The 25,181-nt window shown below is 73.4% G+C and carries 18 protein-coding genes and 1 pseudogene; 12 read left to right on the forward strand and 7 right to left on the reverse strand.

Annotated features, from left to right (window positions below; all coding sequences use genetic code 11):
- Nucleotides 1-154 precede the first annotated feature (154 nt).
- Nucleotides 155-1,678 (reverse strand): DUF4331 domain-containing protein, encoded by a 1,524-nt coding sequence (locus tag ABZ490_RS30965; protein WP_358997180.1) that lies wholly within the window; start codon nucleotides 1,676-1,678, stop codon nucleotides 155-157.
- A gap of 212 nt (nucleotides 1,679-1,890) precedes the next feature.
- On the opposite strand from ABZ490_RS30965, the gene ABZ490_RS30970 reads away from it, so the two are divergent.
- The 3 genes from ABZ490_RS30970 (at nucleotide 1,891) to ABZ490_RS30980 (ending at nucleotide 3,641) form a co-directional block, all read left to right on the forward strand.
- Nucleotides 1,891-2,433: a sigma-70 family RNA polymerase sigma factor gene (locus ABZ490_RS30970; RefSeq protein WP_055631884.1), complete on the forward strand. Its 543-nt coding sequence runs from the start codon at nucleotides 1,891-1,893 to the stop codon at nucleotides 2,431-2,433.
- Nucleotides 2,430-3,251 carry an anti-sigma factor gene (locus ABZ490_RS30975; protein ID WP_358997183.1) on the forward strand — a complete coding sequence of 274 codons (822 nt, stop codon included), beginning with the start codon at nucleotides 2,430-2,432 and terminating at the stop codon, nucleotides 3,249-3,251. Before ABZ490_RS30970 ends, ABZ490_RS30975 begins: the two co-directional genes overlap by 4 nt.
- A 126-nt stretch (nucleotides 3,252-3,377) precedes the next feature.
- Nucleotides 3,378-3,641, forward strand: coding sequence for a hypothetical protein (locus ABZ490_RS30980; protein ID WP_358997186.1), 264 nt, complete (start codon nucleotides 3,378-3,380; stop codon nucleotides 3,639-3,641).
- A 9-nt stretch (nucleotides 3,642-3,650) separates the two neighbouring features.
- Here ABZ490_RS30980 and ABZ490_RS30985 read toward each other — a convergent pair.
- From ABZ490_RS30985 to ABZ490_RS30995, 3 genes and pseudogenes are all read right to left on the reverse strand, one after another.
- A pseudogene (locus ABZ490_RS30985) lies at nucleotides 3,651-3,848 on the reverse strand (CoA transferase); the annotation flags it as partial.
- Nucleotides 3,849-3,854: 6 nt separating this feature from the next.
- A complete protein-coding gene (locus ABZ490_RS30990) occupies nucleotides 3,855-4,637 on the reverse strand; it encodes an ABC transporter permease (RefSeq protein ID WP_358997188.1) in 783 nt (260 codons plus the stop codon).
- On the reverse strand, nucleotides 4,634-5,632 hold the full coding sequence (locus tag ABZ490_RS30995) for an ATP-binding cassette domain-containing protein (protein WP_358997190.1): 999 nt from the start codon (nucleotides 5,630-5,632) through the stop codon (nucleotides 4,634-4,636). Before ABZ490_RS30995 ends, ABZ490_RS30990 begins: the two co-directional genes overlap by 4 nt.
- Before the next feature lie 62 nt (nucleotides 5,633-5,694).
- On the opposite strand from ABZ490_RS30995, the gene ABZ490_RS31000 reads away from it, so the two are divergent.
- From ABZ490_RS31000 to ABZ490_RS31015, 4 genes are all read left to right on the forward strand, one after another.
- Nucleotides 5,695-6,408 carry a TetR/AcrR family transcriptional regulator gene (locus ABZ490_RS31000; protein WP_358997193.1) on the forward strand — a complete coding sequence of 238 codons (714 nt, stop codon included), beginning with the start codon at nucleotides 5,695-5,697 and terminating at the stop codon, nucleotides 6,406-6,408.
- A gap of 121 nt (nucleotides 6,409-6,529) precedes the next feature.
- A complete protein-coding gene (locus ABZ490_RS31005; RefSeq protein WP_358997196.1) occupies nucleotides 6,530-8,842 on the forward strand; it encodes a serine/threonine-protein kinase in 2,313 nt (770 codons plus the stop codon).
- Between the two features lie 128 nt (nucleotides 8,843-8,970).
- A complete protein-coding gene (locus ABZ490_RS31010; RefSeq protein WP_358997199.1) occupies nucleotides 8,971-10,659 on the forward strand; it encodes a glycosyltransferase in 1,689 nt (562 codons plus the stop codon).
- Nucleotides 10,656-11,759, forward strand: a complete 1,104-nt coding sequence (locus ABZ490_RS31015; RefSeq protein WP_358997202.1) for a glycosyl hydrolase — start codon at nucleotides 10,656-10,658, stop codon at nucleotides 11,757-11,759. Before ABZ490_RS31010 ends, ABZ490_RS31015 begins: the two co-directional genes overlap by 4 nt.
- Before the next feature lies 1 nt (nucleotide 11,760).
- Here the strand turns inward: ABZ490_RS31015 and ABZ490_RS31020 are convergent, their stop codons facing one another.
- Genes ABZ490_RS31020 through hmgA form a run of 3 tightly spaced genes read right to left on the reverse strand, consistent with a single transcriptional unit; the run spans nucleotide 11,761 to nucleotide 15,077 of the window.
- Entirely contained in the window at nucleotides 11,761-12,912 is a 1,152-nt protein-coding gene (locus ABZ490_RS31020) for a type ISP restriction/modification enzyme (protein WP_358997205.1), read from the reverse strand.
- Nucleotides 12,913-12,924: 12 nt separating this feature from the next.
- Nucleotides 12,925-13,722, reverse strand: a complete 798-nt coding sequence (locus tag ABZ490_RS31025; RefSeq protein ID WP_358997208.1) for a GntR family transcriptional regulator — start codon at nucleotides 13,720-13,722, stop codon at nucleotides 12,925-12,927.
- Nucleotides 13,719-15,077 carry a homogentisate 1,2-dioxygenase gene (hmgA, locus tag ABZ490_RS31030; protein WP_358997210.1) on the reverse strand — a complete coding sequence of 453 codons (1,359 nt, stop codon included), beginning with the start codon at nucleotides 15,075-15,077 and terminating at the stop codon, nucleotides 13,719-13,721. Before hmgA ends, ABZ490_RS31025 begins: the two co-directional genes overlap by 4 nt.
- A gap of 186 nt (nucleotides 15,078-15,263) precedes the next feature.
- Between hmgA and ABZ490_RS31035 the strand changes: the two genes are divergently transcribed.
- From ABZ490_RS31035 to ABZ490_RS31055, 5 genes are all read left to right on the forward strand, one after another.
- Entirely contained in the window at nucleotides 15,264-15,785 is a 522-nt protein-coding gene (locus tag ABZ490_RS31035) for a hypothetical protein (RefSeq protein ID WP_358997213.1), read from the forward strand.
- Between the two features lie 87 nt (nucleotides 15,786-15,872).
- Complete coding sequence (locus ABZ490_RS31040; protein ID WP_358997215.1) at nucleotides 15,873-16,490, forward strand: TetR/AcrR family transcriptional regulator; 618 nt, start codon at nucleotides 15,873-15,875, stop codon at nucleotides 16,488-16,490.
- Between the two features lie 78 nt (nucleotides 16,491-16,568).
- Nucleotides 16,569-17,429 (forward strand): hypothetical protein, encoded by an 861-nt coding sequence (locus tag ABZ490_RS31045; protein WP_358997218.1) that lies wholly within the window; start codon nucleotides 16,569-16,571, stop codon nucleotides 17,427-17,429.
- Nucleotides 17,410-22,824, forward strand: a complete 5,415-nt coding sequence (locus tag ABZ490_RS31050; protein WP_358997221.1) for a caspase family protein — start codon at nucleotides 17,410-17,412, stop codon at nucleotides 22,822-22,824. The genes ABZ490_RS31045 and ABZ490_RS31050 overlap by 20 nt, the downstream gene beginning before the upstream one ends.
- An 85-nt stretch (nucleotides 22,825-22,909) precedes the next feature.
- Nucleotides 22,910-25,150 carry a molybdopterin oxidoreductase family protein gene (locus ABZ490_RS31055; RefSeq protein ID WP_358997224.1) on the forward strand — a complete coding sequence of 747 codons (2,241 nt, stop codon included), beginning with the start codon at nucleotides 22,910-22,912 and terminating at the stop codon, nucleotides 25,148-25,150.
- The last annotated feature ends 31 nt before the right edge of the window (nucleotides 25,151-25,181 follow it).

Below are 25,181 nucleotides of genomic sequence, written 5' to 3' on the forward strand. Positions count from 1 at the left end.
CGGCGCCCGCCCCGCGGGCGGGGCGGCCGGGGGGGCGGCGGCCGGCGGGGGGGGGGATGAGTACGCGGGCCGCGCCAGTTCGTGGGGGGAAGAAGGCGGGCCGGGGAGCGCAGGATTCTCCACGGCCCACCGGGTGATGGGTCCGGCCGGTGCCTCAGTGGCGGCGGTACGACGGACGCTGCATCCGGCGCCACCACATCAGCGCACCGCCGATGAGGAGGATGCCCGCGGCGCCGGCGCCCGCGGACGCGGCGATCAGCGGGGTGTTCTGCGAGGTGGTGGTGAGGCCGTCGCCGAGGGCGCTCTTGGTGTCGGCGCCGCTCTTCACGGTCTTGCCGCGCGACCCGGCGGTCGGCAGGGCGATGTACGGGAAGTAGTTCTCGAACTTCTTGTCGTTCTTGTCGACCGCGTCACCGAGGTCGTTCTTGGAGCCGACCAGCTCACCCTCGACGACCTGGAGCGAGGCGTCGATCACGTCGTCGGTGAGGCGGCGTCCGTTCGGGAAGCCCGCGTTGTCGCCGTCGAGCACGCCGAGCCGCTTGGGGCTCTTCGCCGGCTGGATGGAGGTGTTGAGGCGCAGTTCCTCGGACGGCGTCACGTACGGCGGCTGGTTGAGGCCCTTGACGCCCTTGAGGAACACGTCGACGAGGTCGTTGCGGGGCTCGGCCGGCGCCTTGATCTTGAAGATCGCCTCGATGAGCTTCGGCAGCTCGGGGTTGGTGACGTTCTTCAGGAACTGGCCGTCGTCCTTGGGCTTGGACGCGTTGAACTTGTCCTTGTCCTTGATCGGGTTGACGACCTCGTTGACCAGCGGGCTGCCGAGGCGCGAGACCTGCTCGTAGTAGCCCTGCGCGTTCTCGCGCTGGATCGTCGACCACATGCCGACGATCGGCTGCTTCTTCGACTCGGTGATCAGGTCGTTCGGCACCTGGAGGGCGATGGTGTTGACGTTGTAGCCCTTGAGGGTGTCCCGGCCGACCTCGGAGAGGTCACCGCCGTACAGCAGGTCGAACACGCGCAGGTCGGCGAAGAACGGGTCGTCGGCCTGTCCCGCGAACGTCTTGGAGCCGTTGGACACCTTGTAGATCGCCTGGTCGCGCAGCTTGGAGTACTTCGGCATCGAGGCCTTGCCCACGTTGGACGGCGCCACCGGCACATCGTCCGCGAGCTTGGTCTCGTGCTCGACCTTGCCGTCCTTCTCCTTGATCAGGGTCAGGTCGTAGGTCTGGGTGACGTTCAGGTCGGGGTCGTACAGGCTGTCGACCACACCGGTGTTGTAGAGGAACGACTTCCTGTTCTTCACGTTCGTCTTGAACGTGTAGCGGAAGACCAGGTCCTCCTTCGCGTCACCGTTGTTGTCGATGCGGATGTCGTACTGCGCGTCCTCGGCGAACTGGTAGAAGTTCGGACCGCCACCGGGCTCCTCGAACGGGATCACGTTCGCGATGATCGTCGTCGTGTCCGGGTGGTCCGGGCTGACGAACGCGTAGAAGTCGGTGTTGTCGTACTGCGGGGTCCCCGAGATGAGGGGAGCCTCACGGTGGCTGGAGGCGTTCGCCGTTCCGGGGGCCAGAACGGCGACGCCGGCGGCGGTGAGCCCCCCGGCGGCGAGCGCCCCACAAATGAGAGTCGCGACGCCCTTGCGCCCCGAGCCGCTGTTGGAGATAGCTGCAGTCATGCCGTCCTGCCGTCCGTCCTCTGTGCCAACTTGCCTGACGGACAGTGATACGGACCGGACGGCCGATCGGATTGGTCGAAAACAAAAAACTTTTTTTCGCTGCTCGACCCGCGTTTCGGCCGCTCGGATCCGTACCCCATCCGGAGGTGTGTCCGTTGCGAATGCCTGGTGTGACGGGACGGCCCGGGTGTGGCCGCGGAGAGGGGGACCGGATGGAGGCCGACGAGCTGCTGGTGCTCGTCGCAGGCGGGGATCACCGAGCATTCGAGCAGTTGTACGGGCTGGTGTCCGGGCCGGTGTTCGGACTCGTACGCCGGGTCGTGCGCGACCCGGCTCAGTCCGAGGAGGTCGCCCAGGAGGTGCTCCTGGAGGCCTGGCGCTCCGCCGCCCGCTACGACCCCGGCCGGGGCAGCGCGCTGTCCTGGATCCTCACGCTCGCCCACCGGCGCGCCGTCGACCGGGTGCGCAGCGCCCGCGCCGCCTCCGACCGCGAGCAGCGCGAGGGCCGGCGCTACCACGACCCGGCCTTCGACCAGGTGGCGGAGGAGGTGGAGGCAGGTCTGGAGCGCCAGTTGGTGCGCCGCTGCCTGGACCGGCTGACCAATCTCCAGCGGCAGTCCGTCACCCTCGCCTACTACGACGGCTACACGTACCGTGAGGTCGCCGAGCGGCTGAAGCTGCCGCTCGGCACAGTGAAGACCCGGATGCGCGACGGACTCACGCGGCTGAGGGACTGTCTGGGAGGCGCCGCGTGAGTGTGTTCGGAAAACTGTTCGGCCGGGGTGATCTGCACTCGCTGGCCGCGCCCTATGCCCTGGACGCCCTGGAGCAGGACGAGCGCCGCCGTTTCGAGAAGCATCTCGCCACGTGTGACCGCTGCGCCGCCGAGGTGCGCGAGCTGGCCGAGGACGCCGTCCGGCTCGCCTGGTCCCAGTCGGCGCGGCCGCCGGCCGCGATGCGCGACCGGGTGCTGGCCGCCGTACGCGCCACCCCGCAGGAGCCGGGGCGTGCGCCGGAGCGGGCGTACGAGCCTCAACTGCCCCCACATGTCTGGGGCACGCGGCCGGCGCCGGGACGCTCCCGTGCGCCCCGCGCGCGCCGACCGGTGTTCGTGCCGTTCGCCACGGCCACCGCCGCCGCGGCGCTCGTCGTCGCCTCGCTCTTCGCGGTCCAGGCGAACCGCACCCAGGACCAGCTGACCGCGGAGCGCGCCCAGGCACGTGAGATCGCCCACGTTCTGGCAGCTCCGGACGCCCGGGCGAACACGGGCAGGGACGCGAAGGGCCGCAGTATCGGAGTAATCGCTTCCGCATCCGAGGGTGAGGCGATCATCACCTTGAGCGGATACGGGCAGCCGGCCGGCGGGCAGGTGCATCAGCTCTGGCTCATGCGCCCCAATGTGCAACCGCGCTCCCTGGGGCTCTTCGACGGCGACACGCCCTTGGTCGCGACCGGTCTCGACAAGACCTCGACATCACTCGCTGTGACTGTGGAGCCCGACGGGGGCTCAGCTCAGCCCACCAGCCAGCCGATTGTCCAACTCACCCTGAAATCGGTTGGATTCGGAGAGTGATCGAAGAGGGTACGTCAACCCCCTTGCGGGGAAGGTGATTCCTGAGAGCTCGATACACGCGTGCCCGGACGGAGCGATAGGGTTACCCTGCCCGGGCCGGGTGGACTCGTACGGGTGGGGAGTGACATGGAACAGATAACGATGCGCAGCAGGGCGAGGGTCCCTGCGATCACCTGCGGGAGCAGCGCGACCAAAGCGCGGCTCGACCGCCATCTCTCGGTGCTGGCGGGCCCCGCCATACCGCAACGGGAGGCGGCCGAGGCGACCTCGCTCATGCTCGAACTGACCGCACGCGAACCCGCTCACGCACGCAACAGGACGGCCCGCGTCTCGCTGTTCGCACCCCTGCGACGGCTGCGCCGCTCCCTGTTCGGCGGACACAAGCACTGAGCCCCGCGCTCAGCGGACCACACCGTCCCGGCGCAGCGCTGCGATCTTCTCGTCCGTCATCCCCGCGGCACGCAGCAGCGTTTCGGTGTGCTCCCCGAGCGCGGGCACGTCCCCTCTCCCCGCCTCCGACCCGCCCGGCAGTGTGATCGGAGGCAGCGGCACCCGCAACGGCCCGACCGGCGAACCCACCTCCCGCCACCGCTCCCGCGTCGGTCAGGCGCGGGGGCGGGCGTAGCGCCGTACCGCGAGCGGTGCGAACGCCGCGATCAGCAGCGCGCACCAGAGCAGCGACCCGGCGACCGGATGCGCCACCGGCCAGGCGGCGCCCTCGGGCACGGGAGCGTTGCCGAACAGGTCCCGCAGGGCCGTGGTCACCGCGCTGAGCGGGTTCCACTCGGCGAGCGTGCGCAGCCAGCCCGGCAGATTGTCCGTCGGGATGTAGGCGTTCGACAGCAGCGGCAGCATGAACGTGGCGCTGCCGAGCTGGCCGGCCGCCTCCTCGCTGCGGGAGAGCAGCCCGAGGTAGATCCCGGCCCAGGTGCAGGCGAACCGGAACAGCAGCAGCAGCCCCACCGCGCCGACGGCCCCCGCCGCGGACCCCTCCACGCGCCAGCCGACCGCGAGCCCCACCAGCAGGAAGGGCACCGTCCCCACCGCGGTGACCAGCACATCGGCCGCCGCCTGCCCCAGCGGCACCGCGGCCCGGCTGATCGGCAGGGTGCGGAGCCGGTCCGTCACACCCCGGTGGACGTCCTGCGCCGCCTGGAACATCCCGGTCATGATCCCGTTGGCGGCGGTCGCCACCAGCAGGCCCGGCACCAGGAAGGAGCGGTACGCGGCGCCCGGCATCGCCAGCGCGCTGCCGAAGACGTACCCGAAGAACAGCAGCATCGTGATCGGCATGGTCTGGGTGAGGATCACGAGCGCCGGGTTGTTGCGCACCCGCAGCAGCTGCCGTCCCAGCATGGCCGTGCCGTCGTACGCCAGTGCGCTCATGCCGCCTGCTCCTTGCCGCCGAGGTCAACGAGGTCGCCGAGGTCACCGCTGTCGTCGATGTCGCTCCGTTCGCCGGTCAGGCGCAGGAACACGTCGTCGAGGGTGGGTGGTTTCAGGCTGGCGTCGAGCAACGGCACGCCCGCCGTGTCGAGTTCGCGGACCAGCCGGGGGAGGGTGAGCGTGCCGTCGCGGGTGACCGCGCCGACGGCGCCCCGGTCGTGGTCGAAGGACGGTTCGGCGCCGGTGAGCCGGTCGAGGACGGCGGCGGCCCGCGCCAGCTCCCCCCGGTCGGCGACGACCACCTCGGCGTAGGAGCCGACGAGCGCCTTGAGGTGGGCGGGGGAGCCGGTCTCGGCCACCCGGCCGCGCTCCATCAGCGCGATGTCGTCCGCGAGCCGGTCCGCCTCCTCCAGGTACTGGGTGGTCAGCAGGACCGTGGTGCCGTCCCGCTTCAGCTCGCGCACGGCGTCCCAGATGTCGTTGCGGGAGGCCGGGTCGAGGCCCGTCGTCGGCTCGTCCAGGAACAGCACCTCCGGACGGCGGATCAGACTCGCGGCGAGGTCGAGCCGGCGGCGCATCCCGCCGGAGTAGGCCGAGGCGGCGCGGTCGGCGGCCTCGGCGAGGCCGAAGCGGGCGAGGAGGTCGTCGGCGCGCGCGGCCGGGCCGCGCACCCGGTGCAGCCGGGCGAAGAGGCGCAGGTTCTGGCGGCCGGTGAGGTCCCCGTCGACCGACGCGTACTGCCCCGTGACGCCGATCGCGCGGCGTACGGCCGCCGCCTCCCGGACCAGGTCGCGGCCGGCGACCCGGGCCGACCCCGCGTCCGGGCGCAGCAGCGTGGTCAGCAGCCGTACCGCGGTCGTCTTGCCCGCCCCGTTCGGCCCGAGGATCCCGCAGACCGTCCCCCGTGGCACGGCCAGATCCAGGCCGCGCAGGGCCCGCACCTCGCCGAACCGCTTCTCCAGACCTTCACTAAGTACACCGTACGTAGTTGTCATGGGGTGACCATAGCGCACTACGTACGGTGTACGTAACTACGATGGGGGCGAGGTGATGATCGATGGCGGGCAAAGCGGCCGTACCCGAAGTGATCTGGGCCCGTCCCGAGCGGACGGGCCGGGGGCCGAGGCCCGCGTACACCCGTGCCGACATCGCCGCGGCGGCGGTGCGGATCGCCGACGAGGGCGGGCTCGACGCGGTCTCCATGCGGCATGTCGCCACCGCGCTGGGCTGCGGGACCATGTCGCTGTACAACTACGTCCCCCGCAAGGAGGACCTGTACGAGCTGATGGTGGACGCGGTCAGCGGCGAGCACGAGGAGTGGGAGCCGAGCGGGGACTGGCGGGCGGACATGCGCAGGGTCGCCGGCGACACCCGCGCGCTGATGCACCGGCACCCCTGGCTGCCGAGGCTGATGTCCCCCGTGTACGGCTTCAGTCCGCACGCGCTGCGCTATCTGGAGCACTGCCTGGCCTGCCTGGATCCGCTGGAGACGACGTACGGCGTGAAGATGCAGCTCGTCGGCATGATCAACGGTGTGGTGACGATGTACGTCGTCAACGAGCTGGCCACCGCCGAGCGGGCGCGGTCGCTGCCGTGGTCGGAGGAGCAGGAGAACGCGGTGCGGATCGGCTACCTGGGGAGTCAGGTGGCGAGCGGGGCGTATCCGCGGATGGCCGCGGCGTTCATGGAGGATCCGGGGCCGATCGATCTCGAGGCGGTCTTCGGGTTCGCGGTGGAGAGGGTGTTGGACGCGTTCGCTCCGCGGGGGTGAGGGGTCGTTCGCGGGTGCGGGTGCGTGGGGGCTGGTCGCGCCCACGCGGCGGAGCCGCATATCGATACAGCCCCGCGCCCCTGAAAGGTCGGCTTCGTCCGCTGTGTGCTGACAAGTCGGGGTGGGCAGGCTCCTTTCCGCGCGGAGTGAAGGGGGTGGGCGCTTGGAAGGTCTGGCGCCGGGGGATCCCGCTCGGGTCGGTCGGTACCAGCTCCTCGCGCGGCTCGGCGCGGGGGGCATGGGGCGGGTCTACTTGGCCCGGACGGACACGGACGAACGGGTTGCCCTGAAGGTCATCCAGCCCGAACTCGCCCAGGACCCCGCCTTCCGCAAGCGGTTCGCCCGTGAGGTGGAGGCCTCCCGGTCCGTCTCCGGGCCCTTCACCGCCGGGGTCGTGGACGCGGATCCGCACGGCAGTCCGCCCTGGCTGGCCACCGCCTACATCCCCGGGCCCTCGCTGACGGAGGCCGTGCGCGGCGGCGGGCCGTTCGGCGGACGGGCGGTGTGCGCGCTGGGGCTCGGGCTGGTGCAGGCGCTCGACGCCATCCACACGGCCGGTGTGGTCCACCGCGATCTCAAGCCGGGCAATGTGCTGCTGGCGTCCGACGGGCCCCGCGTCATCGACTTCGGCATCTCGAAGGTGAGCGACGCCAGCGCGCTGACCCACACCGGCACCACCATGGGCTCCCCGGGCTACATGGCACCGGAGCAGATCCGCGGCGAGGGCACCGGGACCGCCACCGACGTCTTCGCGCTCGGGGCCGTCCTCGTCTTCGCGTCCACCGGCACCGGTCCCTTCGGCGAGGCCCCGCCCGACGTGCTGCTGTACCGCATCGTCCATGAGCGGCCGCATCTGGAGGCGGTCCCGGACCGGCTGCTCGGCATCGTGGCCGCCTGTCTGGCCAAGGACGCGGCACGGCGGCCCGGCCTCGGCGAGGCCGCGGCCGCCCTCGGCGCGACGGCCCCGGTCCGCACCGGCGATCCACGGCACCTCCTGGTCCGGGGCGCGGAGACGGACCGCCGGCACCCGGACGCCGCCGGGGCGTCCACCCCACCCGGCCCCACCCACCCACCAACCACGACACCCGTCCCCGTCCCAGGCCCCGTCCGCGGCCCCGTCCCCGTCCCAGGCCCCGTCCGCGGCCCCGGGCCCGTCCCCGGCTCTGCCTCGGGCTCCGGTCCTGCCTCGGGCTCCGGTCCTGCCCTGGGCTCCGGTCCTGCCCTGGGCTCCGGTCCTGCCTCGGGCTCCGCTTCTGCCTCGGGCTCCGGTCTTGCCTCGGGCTCTGGCTCTGCCTCGGGCTCCGGTCCTGCCCCCGGCCCCGGGCCCGGCCTCGACTCCGGCCCCGGCTTTGGAACCGCCCCCACCCCCGAGCCCGCGTCCTCCTCCACCCCCACCCGTCGTCGCCTCCTCCTCGCCGCCGTCGGGGGCACCGCCTCCGTCGGGCTCGGGTTCGCCGGTTGGAAGCTGCTCGGCGACGGGCCCCCGGCGAAGGCGGGCACCCGGCTGTGGCGGTTTCCGGTCACCGGTGTGCTCGTCAACCACCCGAGTGCCGCCGGGGACCTGGTCTACGCGGCGAGCAACGACGGCACGCTGTACGCCGTCGACGTCGCGTCCGGGGCGCGCAGATGGTCGTACACGACCGGTGCCGCGCTGGGCTCGGCGCCCTGGGTGCTCGGTGGCGTGGTCTATCTCGGCAGCGACGACGGCGGGCTGTACGCGCTCGACGCCCGCTCGGGCGCCGGACGCTGGGCGTTCCGCACGGACGGGATCGTGCACTCGCCGGTGGTCGGCGGCGGGGTCGCCTACCTCGGCAGCGCGGACGGACACCTCTACGCCGTCGACGTCTCGGACGGGACCCGGCGGTGGCGGTTCAGGACCGGCCACGACACCCATTCGCCCACGGTCGCCGGGGACACCGTCTACGTGGGGTGCAGCGACACCTGCCTGTACGCCGTCGACGCGGCCACCGGGAAGCTGCGCTGGCGCTTCACCACGGCGGGCGCCGTCTCGTGGTTCCCGGTGGTGACGGGCGGGCTCGTGTACTTCGGGAGCACCGACCAGAACCTGTACGCCGTCCGGGTCGCGGACGGGACGGAGGTCTGGCGGGCGAAAGGGGTCTCCGCCCAGGCCGGACCGCTCGTGGCGCGGGGGGCCGTGTACTGCGGGAGCGGGCGGGAACTGCGGGCCTGGGACGCCCGGACCGGCGAGCGGCGCTGGTCGCTCGCCACCGACGGGGACGTCGGCGCGCCCGCCGTCGCCGACGGGGTCGTGTACGCGGGCAGCAGCGACCAGCGGCTGTACGCGGTCGACGCCGGCAGCGGTGCGCGGCGCTGGACGTTCACCGCCGGAGCGGAGGTGGGGCCGCCCACCGCCACCGCCGACGCCGTGTACTTCGGAGGCGCGGACAGCCGGCTCTACGCCGTACGCACCTGACGTTCCCCCGGCACGCTCCCACCGCGCTCCCGCACGCCCCCCGGTGGCCGGAACCGGCCGTCGGCGGTGCGTGTCCGAAGCGATGCGCGGCGTACGGCCGGGGTTCTTCACGGGGGAGGTGCGAGCCGGTGTCCAGGAGGGCGGAGACGGGGGCGCGGGAGTCGTACCGGCGCTGTGCCCGCCTCACCGGACCGCTGTCGGTGCCGGCGGACGGCGGCCCCGTGCAGGTGCGGTTCCGGAACGTCCTGAGCACCTCGCAGCGGATCGTCCTCACCGCCCTCGCGCTGCTCAGCGTGTGCAGCGCGCTCGTGCTCGCCGGATGGCTGCTGCTGCCCCGGCACGTGCCCGGCGGCGGCGCCCCGGCGCTCGGCGACTGGCGGCTGGTCCTCGCCCGGCTCGCCTTCTGCGTGGTCGTCACCATCGAACTCGTCAAGGCGGTGCAGGTCTTCGCCGTCTGGACGTTCGCCCGGCACGCCCGCGACCCCGTGCCGCTCACCCCGCCGATCGGCCTGCGGGTGGCGATGCTGACCACCATCGTCCCGGCCAAGGAGCCCCTCGACGTCGTGGAGCGCACCCTGCGGGCCATGCGCAGGGTCACCTACTACGGCGGCAGCGTCGACGTGTGGATCCTGGACGAGGGCGACGACCCCTCCGTACGCGCCCTCGCCGCGCGCCTCGGCGTCCACCACTTCACCCGCAAGGGCCGCCCCGAGTACCACCGGCCCTGGGGCATCTTCCGCACCCGGACCAAGGCCGGGAACCACAACGCGTGGCGCGCCGAGCACGAGCGCGGCTACGACGTGATCGCCCAGATGGACCCCGACCACGTCCCGCTGCCCTGCTTCCTGGAGCGCACGCTCGGCTACTTCCACGACCCCGACGTCGCGTTCGTCGTCGCGCCCCAGGTGTACGGGAACATGGACGACCACTGGATCGCGCACGGCGCCTCCGTCCAGCAGTACCTGTTCAGCGGGATCGTCGAGCGCGGCGGCAACGGCCTCGGCGCGCCGCTGCTGATCGGCACCAACCACCTCTACCGGGCGACGGCCTGGCGGAGCATCGGCGGCTACCAGGACTCGATCATCGAGGACCATCTGACCAGCATGCGCGTCCAGGGCACGGTCAACCCGGCCACCGGCCACCGCTGGAAGGGCGTCTACACCCCGGACGTGATCGCCGTCGGCGAGGGCCCCACCAGCTGGACCGACTACTTCAACCAGCAGAAGCGCTGGGCCTACGGCGTCTGGGAGATCAAGCTCAACCGCCGCCTCACCGAGGGCATCCGGCTGGACCGGCGCCAGCGGCTGCTCTACACCCTGGTCCAGTTCTACTACCCGAGCGTCGCCGCGACCCTCCTCCTCGGCACGCTCGCCACCGCCCTCGCCCTGCTGCTCGGGGTGATGACCGCCGGTCTCGAAGGGCCGACCTGGCTGGGCCTGTGGTCGGCCGGGACGGTCAGCTGGCTGTGGCTGTGGTGGTGGCTGCGCCGCTTCAACCTCGCCGAGCACGAGCGGCGCGAACTCGGCCTCCGGGGTTTCGCCCTGGCCCTGTTCGCCGGGCCCGTCTACGTGTCGGCCGCCCTCTCCGCGCTGCTGCGCCGCCCCCTCGGCTACGCGGTCACCGCCAAGGGCGAGCTGCGCAGCCCCGACTCACCGCGCACCTTCCGGCTCCATCTGCTCTGGGCGGCCCTCATGGCGGCCCCGCTGACGGCCAGTTACGTCCTCGGCCACACCAACCCGGCACCCCGGCTGTGGGCGCTGCTGGCGCTGCTGACGGGACTGCTGCCGCCGCTGCTCGCGGCCCGGGACGCCCGGTGAGGCCCACGGCGGCGCGGGCGCTCGCCGTGGTCCTCGCCCTGCTGCTCGGCGGGTACGTCTTCGTCGTGGCACCGCACCTCGCGGGCGAGCGGGACCGGCGCCGCACGGCCGCGATCGACGCGGCGCTGCCGCCCACCCACCCCGTCCGCCCGGGCCGCCCGGACCGCCGGGCCACCTTCCCCGCGCCGGGGAACGCCTTCGTCGGCATCATGACCGACGCGGGCGTCCACGACCTCACCGAGGCGGCCCGCTTCACCCGCGCCACCGGCCACCTCCCGCAGGTCTACGCGTTCTCCCTGGACTGGGCGCGCGACACCTTCGACGCCGGGCCCGTCGACGACGTCGCGCGGCGCGGCATGATGCCCCTGCTGGCCTGGGAACCCTGGGACCACCGCGCCGAACCCGACGAGGAGCGGCTGCGCGGCGTCCAGCCCCGCTACCGGCTCTCCCGGATCATCGACGGCGCCTTCGACCCGTACATCCGCGCCTGGGCGAAGGGCGTCGCCTCGCTCGGCTACCCGGTGGGGATCCGCTTCGCCCACGAGATGAACGGCTACTGGTACCCGTGGTGCGAGCAGGCCAACGGCAACCGGCCGGGCGAGTACGTGCGGGCCTGGCGGCATGTGCACCGCCTCTTCGAGCAGGCGGGCGCCGACAACGCGGTCTGGGTGTGGAGCCCCAACGTCCACTACGAGAACGCCACCCCGTTCGAGGAGCTCTACCCCGGGGACGCGTACGTGGACTGGGTGGGCCTGTCCGGCTACTACGGCACCGTGGGCCTGGAGAACTACCAGTCGTTCGACCGGATCTTCACCGCCTCGGAGCGGCGGCTGCGCCGGCTCACCGCCAAGCCCCTGGTGATCACCGAGGTGGGGGCCACGGACGCGGCCGGCCGCAAGGCGGAGTGGATCACCGACATGTTCCGCTCGCTGCCCCGCCATCCGGGGATCATCGGCGTGATCTGGTACGAGGCGGTCCGGGTGATCGACTGGCGGGTCACCACCTCCGCCGCGAGCGTCCGCGCCTTCGCGGCCGGGGTCGCGGCCCCGCGCTACCGCACCCCGTGGTCGCCGGACGCCGTACCGCGCGCCCGCCCCTGACTCACAGCAGCGCGAACTGCCCCTCGGGGCCTTCCTCCTGGTGGTCCAGCACGGACGCGGGGCGCCGGGCGGAGTCCGGGACGGGCAGCACACCGGCCGCCCGCAGCTCGCCGGCCGTGACCCGGTCCGTGACGGTCAGCTCCCGCCGCTGTGCGTGCACCTCCGCGAGCAGCGCCAACACCGTGATCAGCTCCAGCAGTTCGGAGGTCCACGGCTGCTGCCAGACCGTCGGACGGATCGCCGCCAGGGTGCCCGGCCCGGCACTCTCGTCGGTCCGGGCCGTGAACCACCGCTCCAGGACCCGGACCCCGGCGGCGGTCTCGACGTCCCAGGCCTCCGGCGGGACCGGCGAGATCCGGCCTTCGTCGAGATGGAGGGTCTCCTCCTCACGGTCGTAGAGGAGGGTCAGCGGACGGGCCGGGAGCGGGGCGCGGACATACGGGCGGCGGCCACCGGGCAGCTTGGGGCGCTCGCCGTCCCGGCGCAGCAGCCACAGCGCCCGCCGGCCGGACTCGACACCCCGGGCCCACACCTCGGGGTCCCGGGGGAGCGGGACGGTGAGATCGGGGCGGACGGCCGTCAGGGTCCAGGCCAGGAAGTCCACCGGATCGGGGGAGTGGCCCAGCTGCTCCAGGAGCCCGGGCGCCAGATTCGGCTCCGCGCCGCCCGGACGCCGGTACAGCGGACGGACCCGGCCGGGTCGCAGCAGGGGCAGCAGCGAGGTGGCGAGGAGCGGGGCCGCCGGCAGGTCGGGGGTCTCCACCACGAACACCTGCCGCTCGTCCGCCACCCGCCACAGTTCGGGGCGGGCCGCGTCGATCAGCCGGTGGTCGGGGATCAGCCACTGCTCGTCGAACGGGGCGGCCAGCACCCGTACGGGCTCCGCGCAGGGGCCGGACGCCCGGACCAGCCGTTCGGTGCCGCCGCCACCGCCCGGCAGCCGGCCGACCGCGGTGTGCAGGGTGCGCGAGCGCGTCGGCTCGAACAGGGCCTCGCGCTCGGGGCCTTCGGCCGTCACCAGCGCCTGCCAGCGGGCCTTCAGGGAAGCCGGGTCGGCGGCCGTCGGCCACCCCCGGCCGAGCCGCGGCGGTGCGACGGACCACGGCATGAGGTCCGCCAGCCGCGGAGCGTCGTCGTGCGTCACGCTGGGCATGGTACGGGGTGCTCAGGTCGCTTCGGGGGCCGAGTCGGGGGCCGGGTCGGGCGTAGGGTCGGGCGTCGCGTCGAGGGTGACCGTGAAGGAGAAACGGTCCCCCCGGTAGTGGATGACGGCCGCGTCGAGGACCCGTCCGTCGCCGTCGTAGGTGACGCCCGTGTAGTGCAGGATCGGGCTCAGCAGCGGCACCCGCAGCAGCCGCGCGGTCTCCGGGTCCGCGAGCCGGGCCTCGACGGTGTCCGTGATCCGCGCGATGTCCGCGCCCACGACGTCCCTGAGCACCTTGGTCATCGGCCAGCGCACCAGGTCGTCCGGGTCGATCCGGGCGGCGGTCTCGGGACGGACGTAGTTGCGGGCGTGGTTGGTCGGCTCGCCCGTCTTCTCGTCGCCGCGCAGCCGGTGGTACGTCGCCACCTCGGCCAGATCCGGGAAGTGCTCGGCGAGCTCGGCGGGCACCGGGGCCCGCCCGTGCCCGAGGAGCCGGGTCGCCATGCCGGACTGCTGGGCCACGATCGCGTCGACCGATCCCAGCAGCCGCACCGGCGCGCCCCGCCGCACGTCCGGCTCGATGAACGTGCCGCGCCGCCGGTGCCGGGTGATCAGCCCCTCGTCCTCCAGCTCCTTCAGCGCCTGCCGCATGGTGAGCACGCTCACCCCGTAGTGCTCGGCCAGCCGCTCCTCGGTGGGCAGCCGCAGCGGGTCGCGGGGCGAGCGGCCGAGTATCGAGGCGCGCAGCGACTGCGACACCTGGTACCAGAGCGGCAGCTTGCGGTTGAGGACGATCGAGTCCGGGGCGAAGGAGGTCACGGGCCATCCGTACCGGTCGGCTCGGGCCGGTGCAAGGGGCGGAAGTGGCGTTCGAGGCCGTTCCACACGTCGTCGTACCGCCGCTGGCGGTGGTCCGCGCCGGCCGCGTGCGGGGTGAGGGTGAGCGGCCACCGTGTCTCGAACATGAACGCGAGGCCGTCGTCGACCCGCTGCGGCCGCAGCTCGGCGGCGCTCGCCCGGTCGAAGGTCTCCCGGTCCGGGCCGTGCGCCGACATCATGTTGTGCAGCGAGCCGCCGCCCGGCACGAAGCCGCCTTTTCCGGCCGTCTTCGCGTCGTACGCGCCCTCGATCAGCCCCATGTACTCGCTCATCACGTTCCGGTGGAAGTACGGCGGCCGGAAGGTGTCCTCGCCCACCAGCCAGCGCGGCGCGAACACCACGAAGTCGACCCCGGCCAGACCCGGGGTGTCCGACGGGGACGTCAGCACCGTGAAGATCGACGGGTCCGGATGGTCGTACGAGATGGTCCCGATGACATTGAAACGGCGCAGGTCGTAGACGTACGGGACATGGGTGCCGTGCCAGGCGACCACATCGAGCGGCGAGTGGTCGTACGTCGCGCTCCAGAGGTTGCCGCAGAACTTGTCGACCACCTCCACCGGGCCCTCGACGTCCTCGTACGCGGCGACGGGCGCGCGGAAGTCGCGCGGGTTGGCCAGTCCGTTGGCGCCGATCGGACCGAGGTCGGGGAGGTGGAAGGGGGCGCCGTAGTTCTCGCAGACGTACCCGCGCGCGGAGGCGTCCAGCAGCTCCACGCGGAAGCGCACCCCGCGCGGGATCAGCGCCACATGCCCCGGCTCGGCGTGCAGCAGCCCGAACTCGGTGCGCAGCAGCAGCCCGCCCCGCTCGGGCACGATCAGCAGCTCGCCGTCGGAGTCGCCGAGGATCCGGTCCATGGAGGCGTTCGCGTGGTAGAGGTGCACGGCCATGCCGCTGCGCTGCGCGGCGTCGCCGTTGCCGCCCAGGGTCCACAGACCGGCGAGGAAGTCGGTGCCCTCGGCGGGCTCGGGCAGCGGGTCCCAGCGCAGCCGGTTGGGGTCGGCGACCGTCTCGGTGAACGGGCCGGTGCGCAGCTCACCGTTGCCGGCGCGGGTGAACTCCGGGTGCGCGGCCGAGGGGCGGATCCGGTACAGCCACGAGCGGCGGTTGCGGGCGCGCGGCTCGGTGAAGGCCGTACCGCTGAGCTGTTCCGCGTACAGGCCGAGCGGGGCGCGCTGCGGTGCGTTGCGGCCCTCGGGGAGCGCGCCCGGCACCGCCTCGGAGGCGTGCTCGTTGCCGAACCCCGAGAGGTAGGACAGTCCCTCGGCGGTCTTGCGTGCGTCCCCGCTGCTCATCGTCGCTCCCTTGCGTGGCGGTGCCGTGCCCTGCCGCTTCCGGCCGATTCCTATGTATCACCGTAGGATTGCGTTTTCGCGGGCGCAAGAGGTCCACCGCTCCTCCTCACTGAGGACGATCACACCCGGCCAGAACCAGACCCCAGGGGGATCCGCGTGTCGGACAGGTGCTCTAATCTCCCGGGCATGTCGTGGAAGCGCGCAGCCGCCGTCGCGCTCACGGTCTGTGTCCTGCCGCTGGCCGGAGCCGTGGGCTGCGGGTCCGGTGATGCCCGGGAACAGGGGACCGTGGTCTCGCCCTCACCCGTCGGCAAGGTCCTGGAGGACACGGACGACGACGGGCGCCACTACCGCGAGGTGGACAAGAAGGGGGCGCCCGGGGTGGGTGTCGAGGTCCAGCCCGACAGCGACGGCAGCTGGGACGTCCGGCTGCGGCTGACCGACTTCCGCCTCTCGCCGTCCGGCGCGCGCGCCAAGGCGGTCACCGGCCGCGGCACCGCCCGGCTCTCGGTCGACGGCCAGCCCGTGGCCGACCTGCGCACCCCGGCCTACCGCATCCCGGCCGGCTACCTCCCGCACGGCACCCACCAGGTCACCGCGCGGCTGTACGCCGACGACGGCACGGTCTGGGCCGTGGACGGCAAGCCCGTCGAGAGCACGGCCGACATCACGGTCTCGGAGCCGTCACCGTCGCCGTCGGCACCGTGACCGCACGGTGAGCGCACATTGAGTGCATCGGCCACCTTTCTCCGTACCGAGGGGCGAGGTTCCACCAGCCCCCGACGGAAAGGCATCATGAAGTCCGTGCCCCAAGCGACATCGCTCCGTCGTGCGCCGGTCCAGCGGCGCAGTGCCGAACGGCTGACCAGGATCCTGGACGCCTGCGCCGACCTGCTGGACGAGGTCGGCTACGACGCCCTGAGCACCCGCGCCGTCGCCCAGCGCGCCGGCGTGCCCATCGGCTCCGTCTACCGCTTCTTCGGCAACAAGCGGCAGATGGCCGACGCCCTCGCCCAGCGCAACCTGGAACGCTGGTCCGAACGTGTCACCGAGCGCCTGAAGGGGGCCCGGCACGGCGACTGGCGGGCCGCGATGGACGCGGTCCTCGACGAGTACCTGGCCATGAAGCGCACCGCGCCCGGCTTCTCCCTCGTCGACTTCGGCAACCAGATCCCGGTCGGAGCCCGCCAGGCCGAACCCAACCACCGCGTCGCCGACCGCCTCACCGACCTCCTCTCCGCCTACCTCGACCGCACCCCCGACGACGACCTGCGCCGCACCTTCCTCATCGCCGTCGAAACCGCCGACACCCTGGTCCAACTGGCCTTCCGCGTGGACCCGGAGGGCGACACGAAGGTGATCGCGGAGATGCGGGAGCTGCTGCGGGCTTATCTGGGGCGGGTGCTGGACTGAGCCGGCGCCACAACTGCCCTCCCGGCCGCACCCGTTGCTATGGTGATCGCACCTTTGGGTCGGGCGGAGGGGGGCGCTGTGGCTCGGGTCGTCTGCATCCACGGGATCGGACAGCAATGGGTGGGCGAGCGGGAACTGCACCGCTCCTGGCACCCCGCGATGGCCGACGGCCTGCTCCGCGCCGGTGCGTCAGCCACGCTTCACGCGGACGACGTCCACTGCGTCTTCTACGGCGACCTGTTCCGCCCGCAGGGCCGCACTCTCGCCGCCACCGACCCGCCCCTCGACGCCTCGGACGTGGCGGAGGGCTTCGAGACGGAGCTGCTGCTCGCGCTGTGGACGGAGGCGGCGCGCACGGATCCGGGGGTGATGCCGCCGGAGGCGCACACCCTCGCCCGCACGCCGCGGACGGTGCAGCGGGCACTCGACGCCCTCAGCCAGTCCCGGTTCTTCGCCTCCCTCGCCGTACGGGCGCTCGTCCTCGACCTGAAGCAGGTCCGCGCCTACCTGTACGAGCCCGAGGTGCGTGACGCCGTGCAGGAACGGGTGGCCGCCGTCGTCACCGACCGGACGGAGGTGCTCGTCGGCCACTCGCTGGGCAGCGTGGTCGCCTACGAGGCGCTGTGCGCGCACCCGGAGTGGCCGGTTCGCTCCCTCCTCACGGTCGGATCGCCGCTGGGCATCCGCGGGCTCGTCTTCGACCGGCTGCGGGTCGGCGTGAGCGGTAAGCCGGGCGACTGGCCGGGCTCCGTGCGGACCTGGACCAATCTCGCGGACGAGGGTGACGTCGTCGCGCTCGTGAAGGACCTGCGGCCGCTGTTCGGCGAGGCCGTGCACTGCCGGCTCGTGCACAACGGCTCCCGGGCGCACGACGCCACCCGGTACCTCACCACCGCGGAGGCGGGGCGGGCGATCGCCGATGGCTGCGCCCTCTCCTGACGTCGGCGGCCCCGAGGAGGAACCGCCCCGCCGCTACCTGATCACCGCGGCCGTCCCGCGCGTCCGTGGCAGGCCCGACCTCGACCGGCCCGAACTCGCCGACGACGTGAGCCGCATGGAGGATCTCTTCGTCGGTCTGCTCGGTCACGAACGGGCGGCCGTCACCGGCCCGGAACCCACCAGGGAACAACTCCTCAAGGCGCTGCGGGCGTTCGCGGTCTCCGAGGACCGGCGGCCGGACGACTACGTCGTCCTCTACTTCGCCGGCCACGGAGTGGTGTCCGAACAGAGCGGCCGTCACTACCTGCTCACCGCGGACAGCGACCACGACCTGCGGGGCACCGCGCTGCCCACGGAGGAACTGGTGGCACAGCTGTGGGAGGAGAGCGGGATCGAGCGGCTGTTGATCCTGCTGGACGCCTGCCACTCCGAGGCGGGCCTCGACGAGGCACTCACGGGCGCGCTCCGCGACCGTCGTCTGCGCCCCGCCACCGGCCGGACCCCGGGCAACGGCCTCGTCCTGCTCGCCTCCTCGCGCCGCAGACAGGAGACCGCGGTCGGCGCCCTGTCGGCGGCCTTCGACCGGGCCGTTCGCCGACAGGCGGCCTACGCGGGGCGTGTGCCCGGGCATCTGCGGCTCGACGACGTCCTGGACGCCGTCGCCCTCGACCCCGAGGTGCCCCGTTGGCAGGAACCCACCGTGTTCCTGGTCCAGGGCACCTCCGGTTTCCCCTCGTTCCTGCCCAACCCCCGCCACGTCGAGGGCGCACGGGACCGGCGCGTCGACGAGGCGGACGAACTGTTCGCCCGGCTCGCGCGCGGGCGCGAGGAACGCAAGGCCGAACTCACCGCCCACTTCGACCCCCGGGCCCGCGGCACCGACGTACCGGCCTCCGAGGTCGCGTACTTCACGGGCCGGCACGCCGCGCTGCGCGCGGTGAACGCCTGGCTCGCCCCGGGGCGCGCCGAGGAAAGGCTCTGCGTGGTCACCGGTGCTCCGGGCTCCGGGAAATCCGCGCTTCTCGGACTGCTGACGGTCCTGTCCGACCCGCAGCGCCGGGCCTCCCTGCCGCGCGACGGCCTGCCCAGGGAGGCGGTCCCCGCCCCCGGGGTCCTGCACGACTCCGTGTTCGCCGGCCACAAGTCGACCCGGCAGATCCTCGACCGGCTCGGTGCCGCGTCCGGCGTCGGTGCCGTCGACTCGCCCGCCGCCCTCGTGCGGATGCTGCAACGCCGGACGCAACCACTGGTCGTCGTCCTCGACGCCGTCGACGAGGCCGTCGACCCCCAGGGGGTCGTGGACGCCGTGCTGTCGCTCACCGATCCCGCCCTCGGACTGCCGTTGCGCCTGCTGCTCGGGGCCCGGCCGCACCTCGCCGACCGGTTCTCCGGGCGGGCCCTGCGGGTGGACCTCGACGCCGAGCGCTACGCCGACCCGGCCGCCGTCCGCGCCTATGCCCACAAGCTCCTCACCGCCCCCGGCTCCCCCTTCGCCGACCACCGGGCCGACCATGTCGACGCGGTCGCGGACGCCGTGGCGGAGGCCGCCGGCCACTCCTTCCTGGTCGCCCTGATCACCGCCCGCACCCTGCTCCACGAGGACCCGCCCGCCGACCCCTACGACCCCGTCTGGCGTGGTTCCCTGCCGACCAGGCCCGGCCAGGCGATGCAGCGTGACCTCGAGCAACGTCTGGGGGCGGACACCGCACGGGCCCGCGATCTGCTGGTGCCGCTGGCCTTCGCCCAAGGCGCCGGACTGCCCTGGGGCCCCGTGTGGCCGCGCCTCGCCACGGCGCTCGCGGACCGCGAGTACACCAGCGAGGACATCGTGTGGCTGCGCGAGGTGGCCGGTTCGTACCTGGTGGAGACGGAGGAGGACGACGACTCCGTCTACCGCGTGTACCACCGCGCGCTCATCGACCATCTGCGCGGGGGACGCGACGCCCGGTCCGTCCAGCGCGTCGTCACCCGGATCCTGCGGGACATCCCCCACCCGTACACCCGCCGCTACCTGGCCCGGCACGCCGCCGAGGGCGGGGTCCTGGACGATCTGGTGCAGGATGCCGGGTTCGTGCTCGCCGCACACCCCGGGCCGCTCCTGTCCGCGCTGACCGCTCTGCGCACCCCGGCCGGGCTCGCCGCCGGCCAGGCACTGCGGGACGTCGAGCCGCTGCTGCGCGAGCGCGATGGCGCGGTGCCGGAACCGGAGCTGCGCGCCCGGCTGCGACTGGCGGCGGTGTGCCGCCGGGCGGACATGCTGGCCGCGTCCTGCGACGTGGGCGACCCGCTGCCGTGGCGGGCCCGGTGGGCGGTATGGGATCCGAGGGAGGGAGAGTGGTCCCTCGCCGCTCTGCGCGACACGTCCGGAGTGACCCTCACTCATCCCCGGGGCGCGGTCACCCTGATCGAGCTGGGCGACGGACCCGAACCCGTTCTGCGGCAGCGCGCCCTCGGCTCGGGCCATACGCTCAGGGAGGTCCGGCTGCCCTTCGCCGTGTTCGAGCCGACGCTGACCGCGTTGCGCGGACTCGGCTTCTGGGCCGGGGTGCTGTCCGCCGACTTCGGCGACGTACGCGATGTCACCCGGCGCGTCCTCGGCGCCGACCTCACTCCGCGGCTGTCCTTCTCGGTGGTGGACCGTGTCTCGCGATGGGCCGACCGGACGCTGCGCCGCAGGCCGCGGCGCCGTGAGGTGCCCGAGGCGCGGCTGCTGCACACCTGGTCCCCCGGGAACGAGGTGCGCACCTACCGGCTGCCCGCGCACCCCACGCTCGACCGGGAGGGGCACGCGCGCGGTCTCGTACCGGCCGAGGAGGTCACGGCGGTCAGGACGTCGGACGGTGTCCGGTACGCGGCGCTCCGCTTCGCCGGAGGACAGGTCGTGGTCCATGTGCTGTCCGAGGCCACCGACCTGCCGGAGGTGCCCCGTCGGCGCTGGCGCCAGATCCACCCGACGGACCTGGCGCTCTACCACCGACTGCGCGGCCAGCTCGCGGCCTCCGTGTCGGCCACCCTGGGGCCCGAGGTACCGGGACCGGGACGCCATGTGCGTCTGCCCACGGTCACGCGCTGCGCCGTCCCCGCCGAGGCGCCGCCCGGCGCGCTGCTGCTCGGGCACGCCGACGGCAGTGTGACGCTCTACGGGGCGGACCGGCAGACGGTACGGCGGCTCGCCCCCGGCCACGAGGGGGCCGTGACCGAGCTGGAGGTGATCCGGCCGGTCCGCGGCGGCCCCCTGCTCGTCTCGGCGGGCCGGGACGGCTCGGTCCGGCTGACCGCGCTGGACACCGGGGAACCGGTGCGGACCCTGCACCGGGGGACGGCGGCCGTGACCGGACTCGCGGTGCACCGCCTGGACGACGACGGCCAGGGGCTCGCCGCGATCGCCACCCGGGACGGCCTGCTGCACCGCGTCGACGTCCAGAGCGGCCGTCCGGTCGGCCGCCCGATCCGTATCGGAGGCGCGGGCGGCACCATGCTGACCACCCTCGATCTGCCCGGCACACCCGGTGTCCTGGCCCGGACGGCGGGACGGCCGGGCGCCCAGGCATACGCCGTCGACACCGGAAAACGCCTCGGCGTCCCCACCGCACGACAGGAGACCAGCGCTCTGTGCACGGTGGCCGGCACGGTGTGGGTCGGCGGAGCGGCCGGGGCGATCCACTGCTGGCCCACCGGACATGCCGCGAACACCACACGCACCGACGCGCACGACGAGCGGATCCTCGCGCTCGGTGCGGTCCGCGGTCCCGGTGGCGTGGCCGCGGTGATCAGCGTGGGCCAGGACCACGTCATCCGCTGCTGGCTGGCGGAGAGCTCGCCGCACGAACTGTGGCAGCGGCCCGTCCCCCGGCCGTACCCGTGGGAGGTTCCGCTGTTCGGGGCCGCCACGACGGGCCGCACGGCGGACGGCCGGGACCTGGTGGTCACGGGGGAGTACGGCGGGTCGGTCCGGGTTCTCGTCCTGCGTGACGGCCTTCCCGTCACCGAGCAGGAGTTCACCGTGCCCGACCTGGTCACCGCGGTGTGCACGGGTCGGGTGCGCGGCCGGGACGTGGTCGTGGTCGGCACCGATGCCGGACGGGTGTCGTGCTGGGACGTTTCGGCTGCCCGCTGGTACGCGCGGGGGCCCGCGCCGGACCGGCCACGGTGGACGACCGCGCTCGCCCTCGCGCCCGACGGTTCGGGCCGTCTCGGCGTGGGCGCCGACGACGGGACCGTGGCCGAGTGGTCGCTCCCCGCCTGCCGCCCCCTCGCACCGCCCCGTGCCGCCCACAGCGTGCGGGTCCGTGCCCTGGCCCATGTGCCGGGCCCGGACGGCCCCGTCCTGGTCAGCGCGGGGGACGACGGTCGGCTCGTGTGTGGTCCGGGCGGGCCGTCCACCGAGCTGCCCCGGCCGGTCGGTGCGATGACCGCGGCGAGCGGCGGGGTGCTGTGCGGGGACGACCGGGGCGACGTGTTCCTGATGCGGGTCGTCGACGGTGCCTGGCGGGTGGTCCGCTCCCTGGAAGGAGTCCGCCGGGTCTCGGCGGTCGCCGTCGTCGCGCACGACGGCCGGGTCGATGTGGTGGCGGGCGGGCCCGAGGGCGAGATCCTGGTCCGCGATGCACGTGACGGGGAGGCCCAGGGGCGCCTGCGGCCGATCTCCGACGGCGGAGTGGCGGCGCTCACCGCCGAGGACGGGTCCGTGCCCCTCCTTCGCTCACGCAGCGTCCACGGTGTCGTCGAGGCGTGGGACTTCGCCGCTCCCGGGCGGCCCTGGCTCGGGGTGTCCGACCTGGCGTACCGGGAACGGCCCGGGGTGTGGGAGGTGCGGCTGGGGGAACGGCGCGTGGCGGTGTCCTGGTCGGACCTCTCCATGCGGATGGAGACCAGGACCCGGCCGTGGCGGACGCTGCGGGACCTCCTGTGGATGCTGCTGCGGGAGGCTCTGCCGGGAGGCGCCCGGAAACCCTCGGCCTTGGGTATGCGCTTCGAGGACCTGGACGAAGGACGGGTCCTTCGGACGGAGGTGCACGGCTGGGCTGTGCGCCTGGTCCTGGCCCGCAACGGTCCGGCGGGCCCCGAGCTGTTCGTGGTGAGCGACCACGTGGTGCGCATGTACGCGATCGACCCGGCCGACCTCGGCAGTGCGGAACCGCTGGGTATCCGCCTGGCGCCGTTCGACATCCGCCATCTGGCCGTCCTCCCCGACCGCAGGTGCGTCGTCGCCGGAGACCGGCCCGGGGAGCTGGCGGTGCTCGGTCCCGAACTGCTCTCGCAGGCACTGCCGCTGACCCTTCCGTCCACCGTGACCGGCCTCGCCACGGGTCCCGACGGAACCCTGGCGGTCGCCACGCGGGGCGGCCTGGTCGTCATCGACCGGCCTCCGCCTCGAGGCGGCGCTTTCCTCTGACGAGTCGACGTACCCCTCGCCGAGTGGCATACCGCTCGGTATGCTCGGCGGCACGAAGGCAACGCCGCCGCTTCCGGGAGGACCCGTGTCCCGCACCGCCCTGCGAATCTGCCCCCTGTGCGAGGCCACCTGCGGGCTGACGCTCACCATCGAGGGGAGCAAGGTCACCGGTGCCCGCGGTGACCGTGAGGACGTGTTCAGCAAGGGGTTCATCTGCCCCAAGGGCGCCAGTTTCGGGGCCGTGGACGGGGATCCCGACCGGCTGCGCGGCCCCCTCGTCCGCCGGGACGGCGAGCTGCGCGAGGCCACCTGGGCGGAGGCCTTCGACGCCGTCGCCGCCGGAATCCGCCCGGTCGTCGAGCGGTACGGGCCGCACTCCGTCGGGGTCGTCCTCGGCAACCCCAACGTCCACACCGTGGCCGGCGCCCTCTACCCGACCGTGCTGCTCGCCGGGCTCGGCACCCGCAGCGTCTTCACCGCCTCCACGGTCGACCAGATGCCCAAGCACGTCTCCAGCGGGCTGCTCTACGGTGACGCCCTCGCCATCCCCGTGCCCGATCTCGACCGCACGGACCATCTGCTTCTCATCGGCGCCAACCCCCTGGAGTCCAACGGGAGTCTGTGCACCGCCCCCGACTTCCCCGGCAAGCTCAAGGCGCTCAAGGCCCGCGGCGGCACCCTCACCGTCATCGACCCGCGCCGCACCCGCACCGCCAAGCTCGCCGACCGGCACATCGAGATCAGGCCCGGCACCGACGCCCTGCTGCTCGCGGCGATGACGTACGTGCTCTTCGAGGAAGACCTCGTGGACCTGGGGGAGTTGGCCCCGCATGTCGAAGGGGTCGACGAAGTCAGGGACTCCGTACGGGAGTTCGCCCCCGAGGCGGTCGCCCTCGCGTGTGACGTCGAGGCCGGGGTCATCCGGACCCTCGCCCGGGAACTCGCCGCCGCCCCCACCGCCTCCGTCTACGGCCGCATCGGCAGCTGCACGGTCCCCTTCGGCACCCTCGGCAGCTGGCTCGTCGACGTCCTCAACATCCTCACCGGCAATCTGGACCGGCCCGGCGGCGCCCTCTTCCCGCTGGCCGCGACCGACCGGACGCCCCGCCCGGCCGGCCCCGGACGCGGCTTCCAGCTCGGCCGCTGGCACTCCCGCGTCAGCCGCCACCCCGAGGCGAAGGGCGAACTGCCGCTCTCCGCGCTCGCCGAGGAGATCGACACCGCCACCGAGGAAGGGGAGCCGATCCGCGCGCTCGTCGCGGTGGCCGCGAACCCGGTGCTGTCCGCCCCGGACGGGGACCGCCTCGACAAGGCGCTCGGCGCGCTCGACTTCATGGTCAGCGTCGACCCGTACCTCAACGAGACCTCGCGCCACGCCGACGTCGTGCTGCCGCCGCCCCCGCCCGCCCAGAGCCCGCACCACGACTTCGCGCTCAACGCCCTCGCCGTGCGCAACCAGGTCCGCTACTCGCCCCCGGCCGTCCCGCTGGAGCCCGGCCGGATGGCCGAGAGCGAGATCCTCTCCCGGCTGATCCTGGCCGCCACCGGCATGCACGGCGCAGACCCGTCCGCCGTGGACGACCTGGTCATCGGCCAGACCCTCGGCAAGGCCGTCACCGAGGCCCACTCGCCCGTGCACGGCCGCGACCCGCAGGAGCTCGCCGGGCTGCTCACCGGCGGGACCGGCCCCGAACGCCGGCTCGACCTGATGCTCCGCCTCGGCCCCTACGGCGACGGCTTCGGCGCCGACCCCGAGGGACTGACCCTCGCCCGCCTCCTGGCGCACCCGCACGGCATCGACCTCGGCCCGCTGCGCCCGCGCCTGCCGCAGGGCCTCAGGACCAGGAGCGGCCGGATCGAGCTGCTGCCCCGGCCGATCGCCGGCGACCTCCCCCGGCTCACCGCCGCCCTGCGCGAGCGGCCCGACGGACTTCTTCTCGTGGGCCGCCGCCATCTGCGCTCCAACAACAGCTGGATGCACAACGTCCCCGCCCTCACCGGCGGCACCAACCGCTGCACCCTGCACATCCACCCCGAGGACGCCGAGCGGCTGGGCGTACGGGACGGGGCACCCGTGCGCGTGAAGGGCGCCGGGGGAGAGGTGACCGCCCCGGCCGAGGTCACCGAGGGTGTGCGCCGGGGCGTGGTGAGCCTGCCGCACGGCTGGGGCCACGACCGGCCGGGCACCCGGCTCAGCCACGCCGCGACGGACCCCGGCGTCAACGTCAACCAGCTCCTCGACGGCAGCCTGCTGGACCCGCTGTCGGGCAACGCGGTCCTCAACGGTGTGCCCGTGGAGGTCGCCGCGCTCGTCGCAACGCCGTGACCTGGAATATTGCGCTTATTGCTCGCACGTC

The organism is Streptomyces sp. NPDC005811, from assembly GCF_040630405.1.
Classification (GTDB): Bacteria; Actinomycetota; Actinomycetes; order Streptomycetales; family Streptomycetaceae; genus Streptomyces.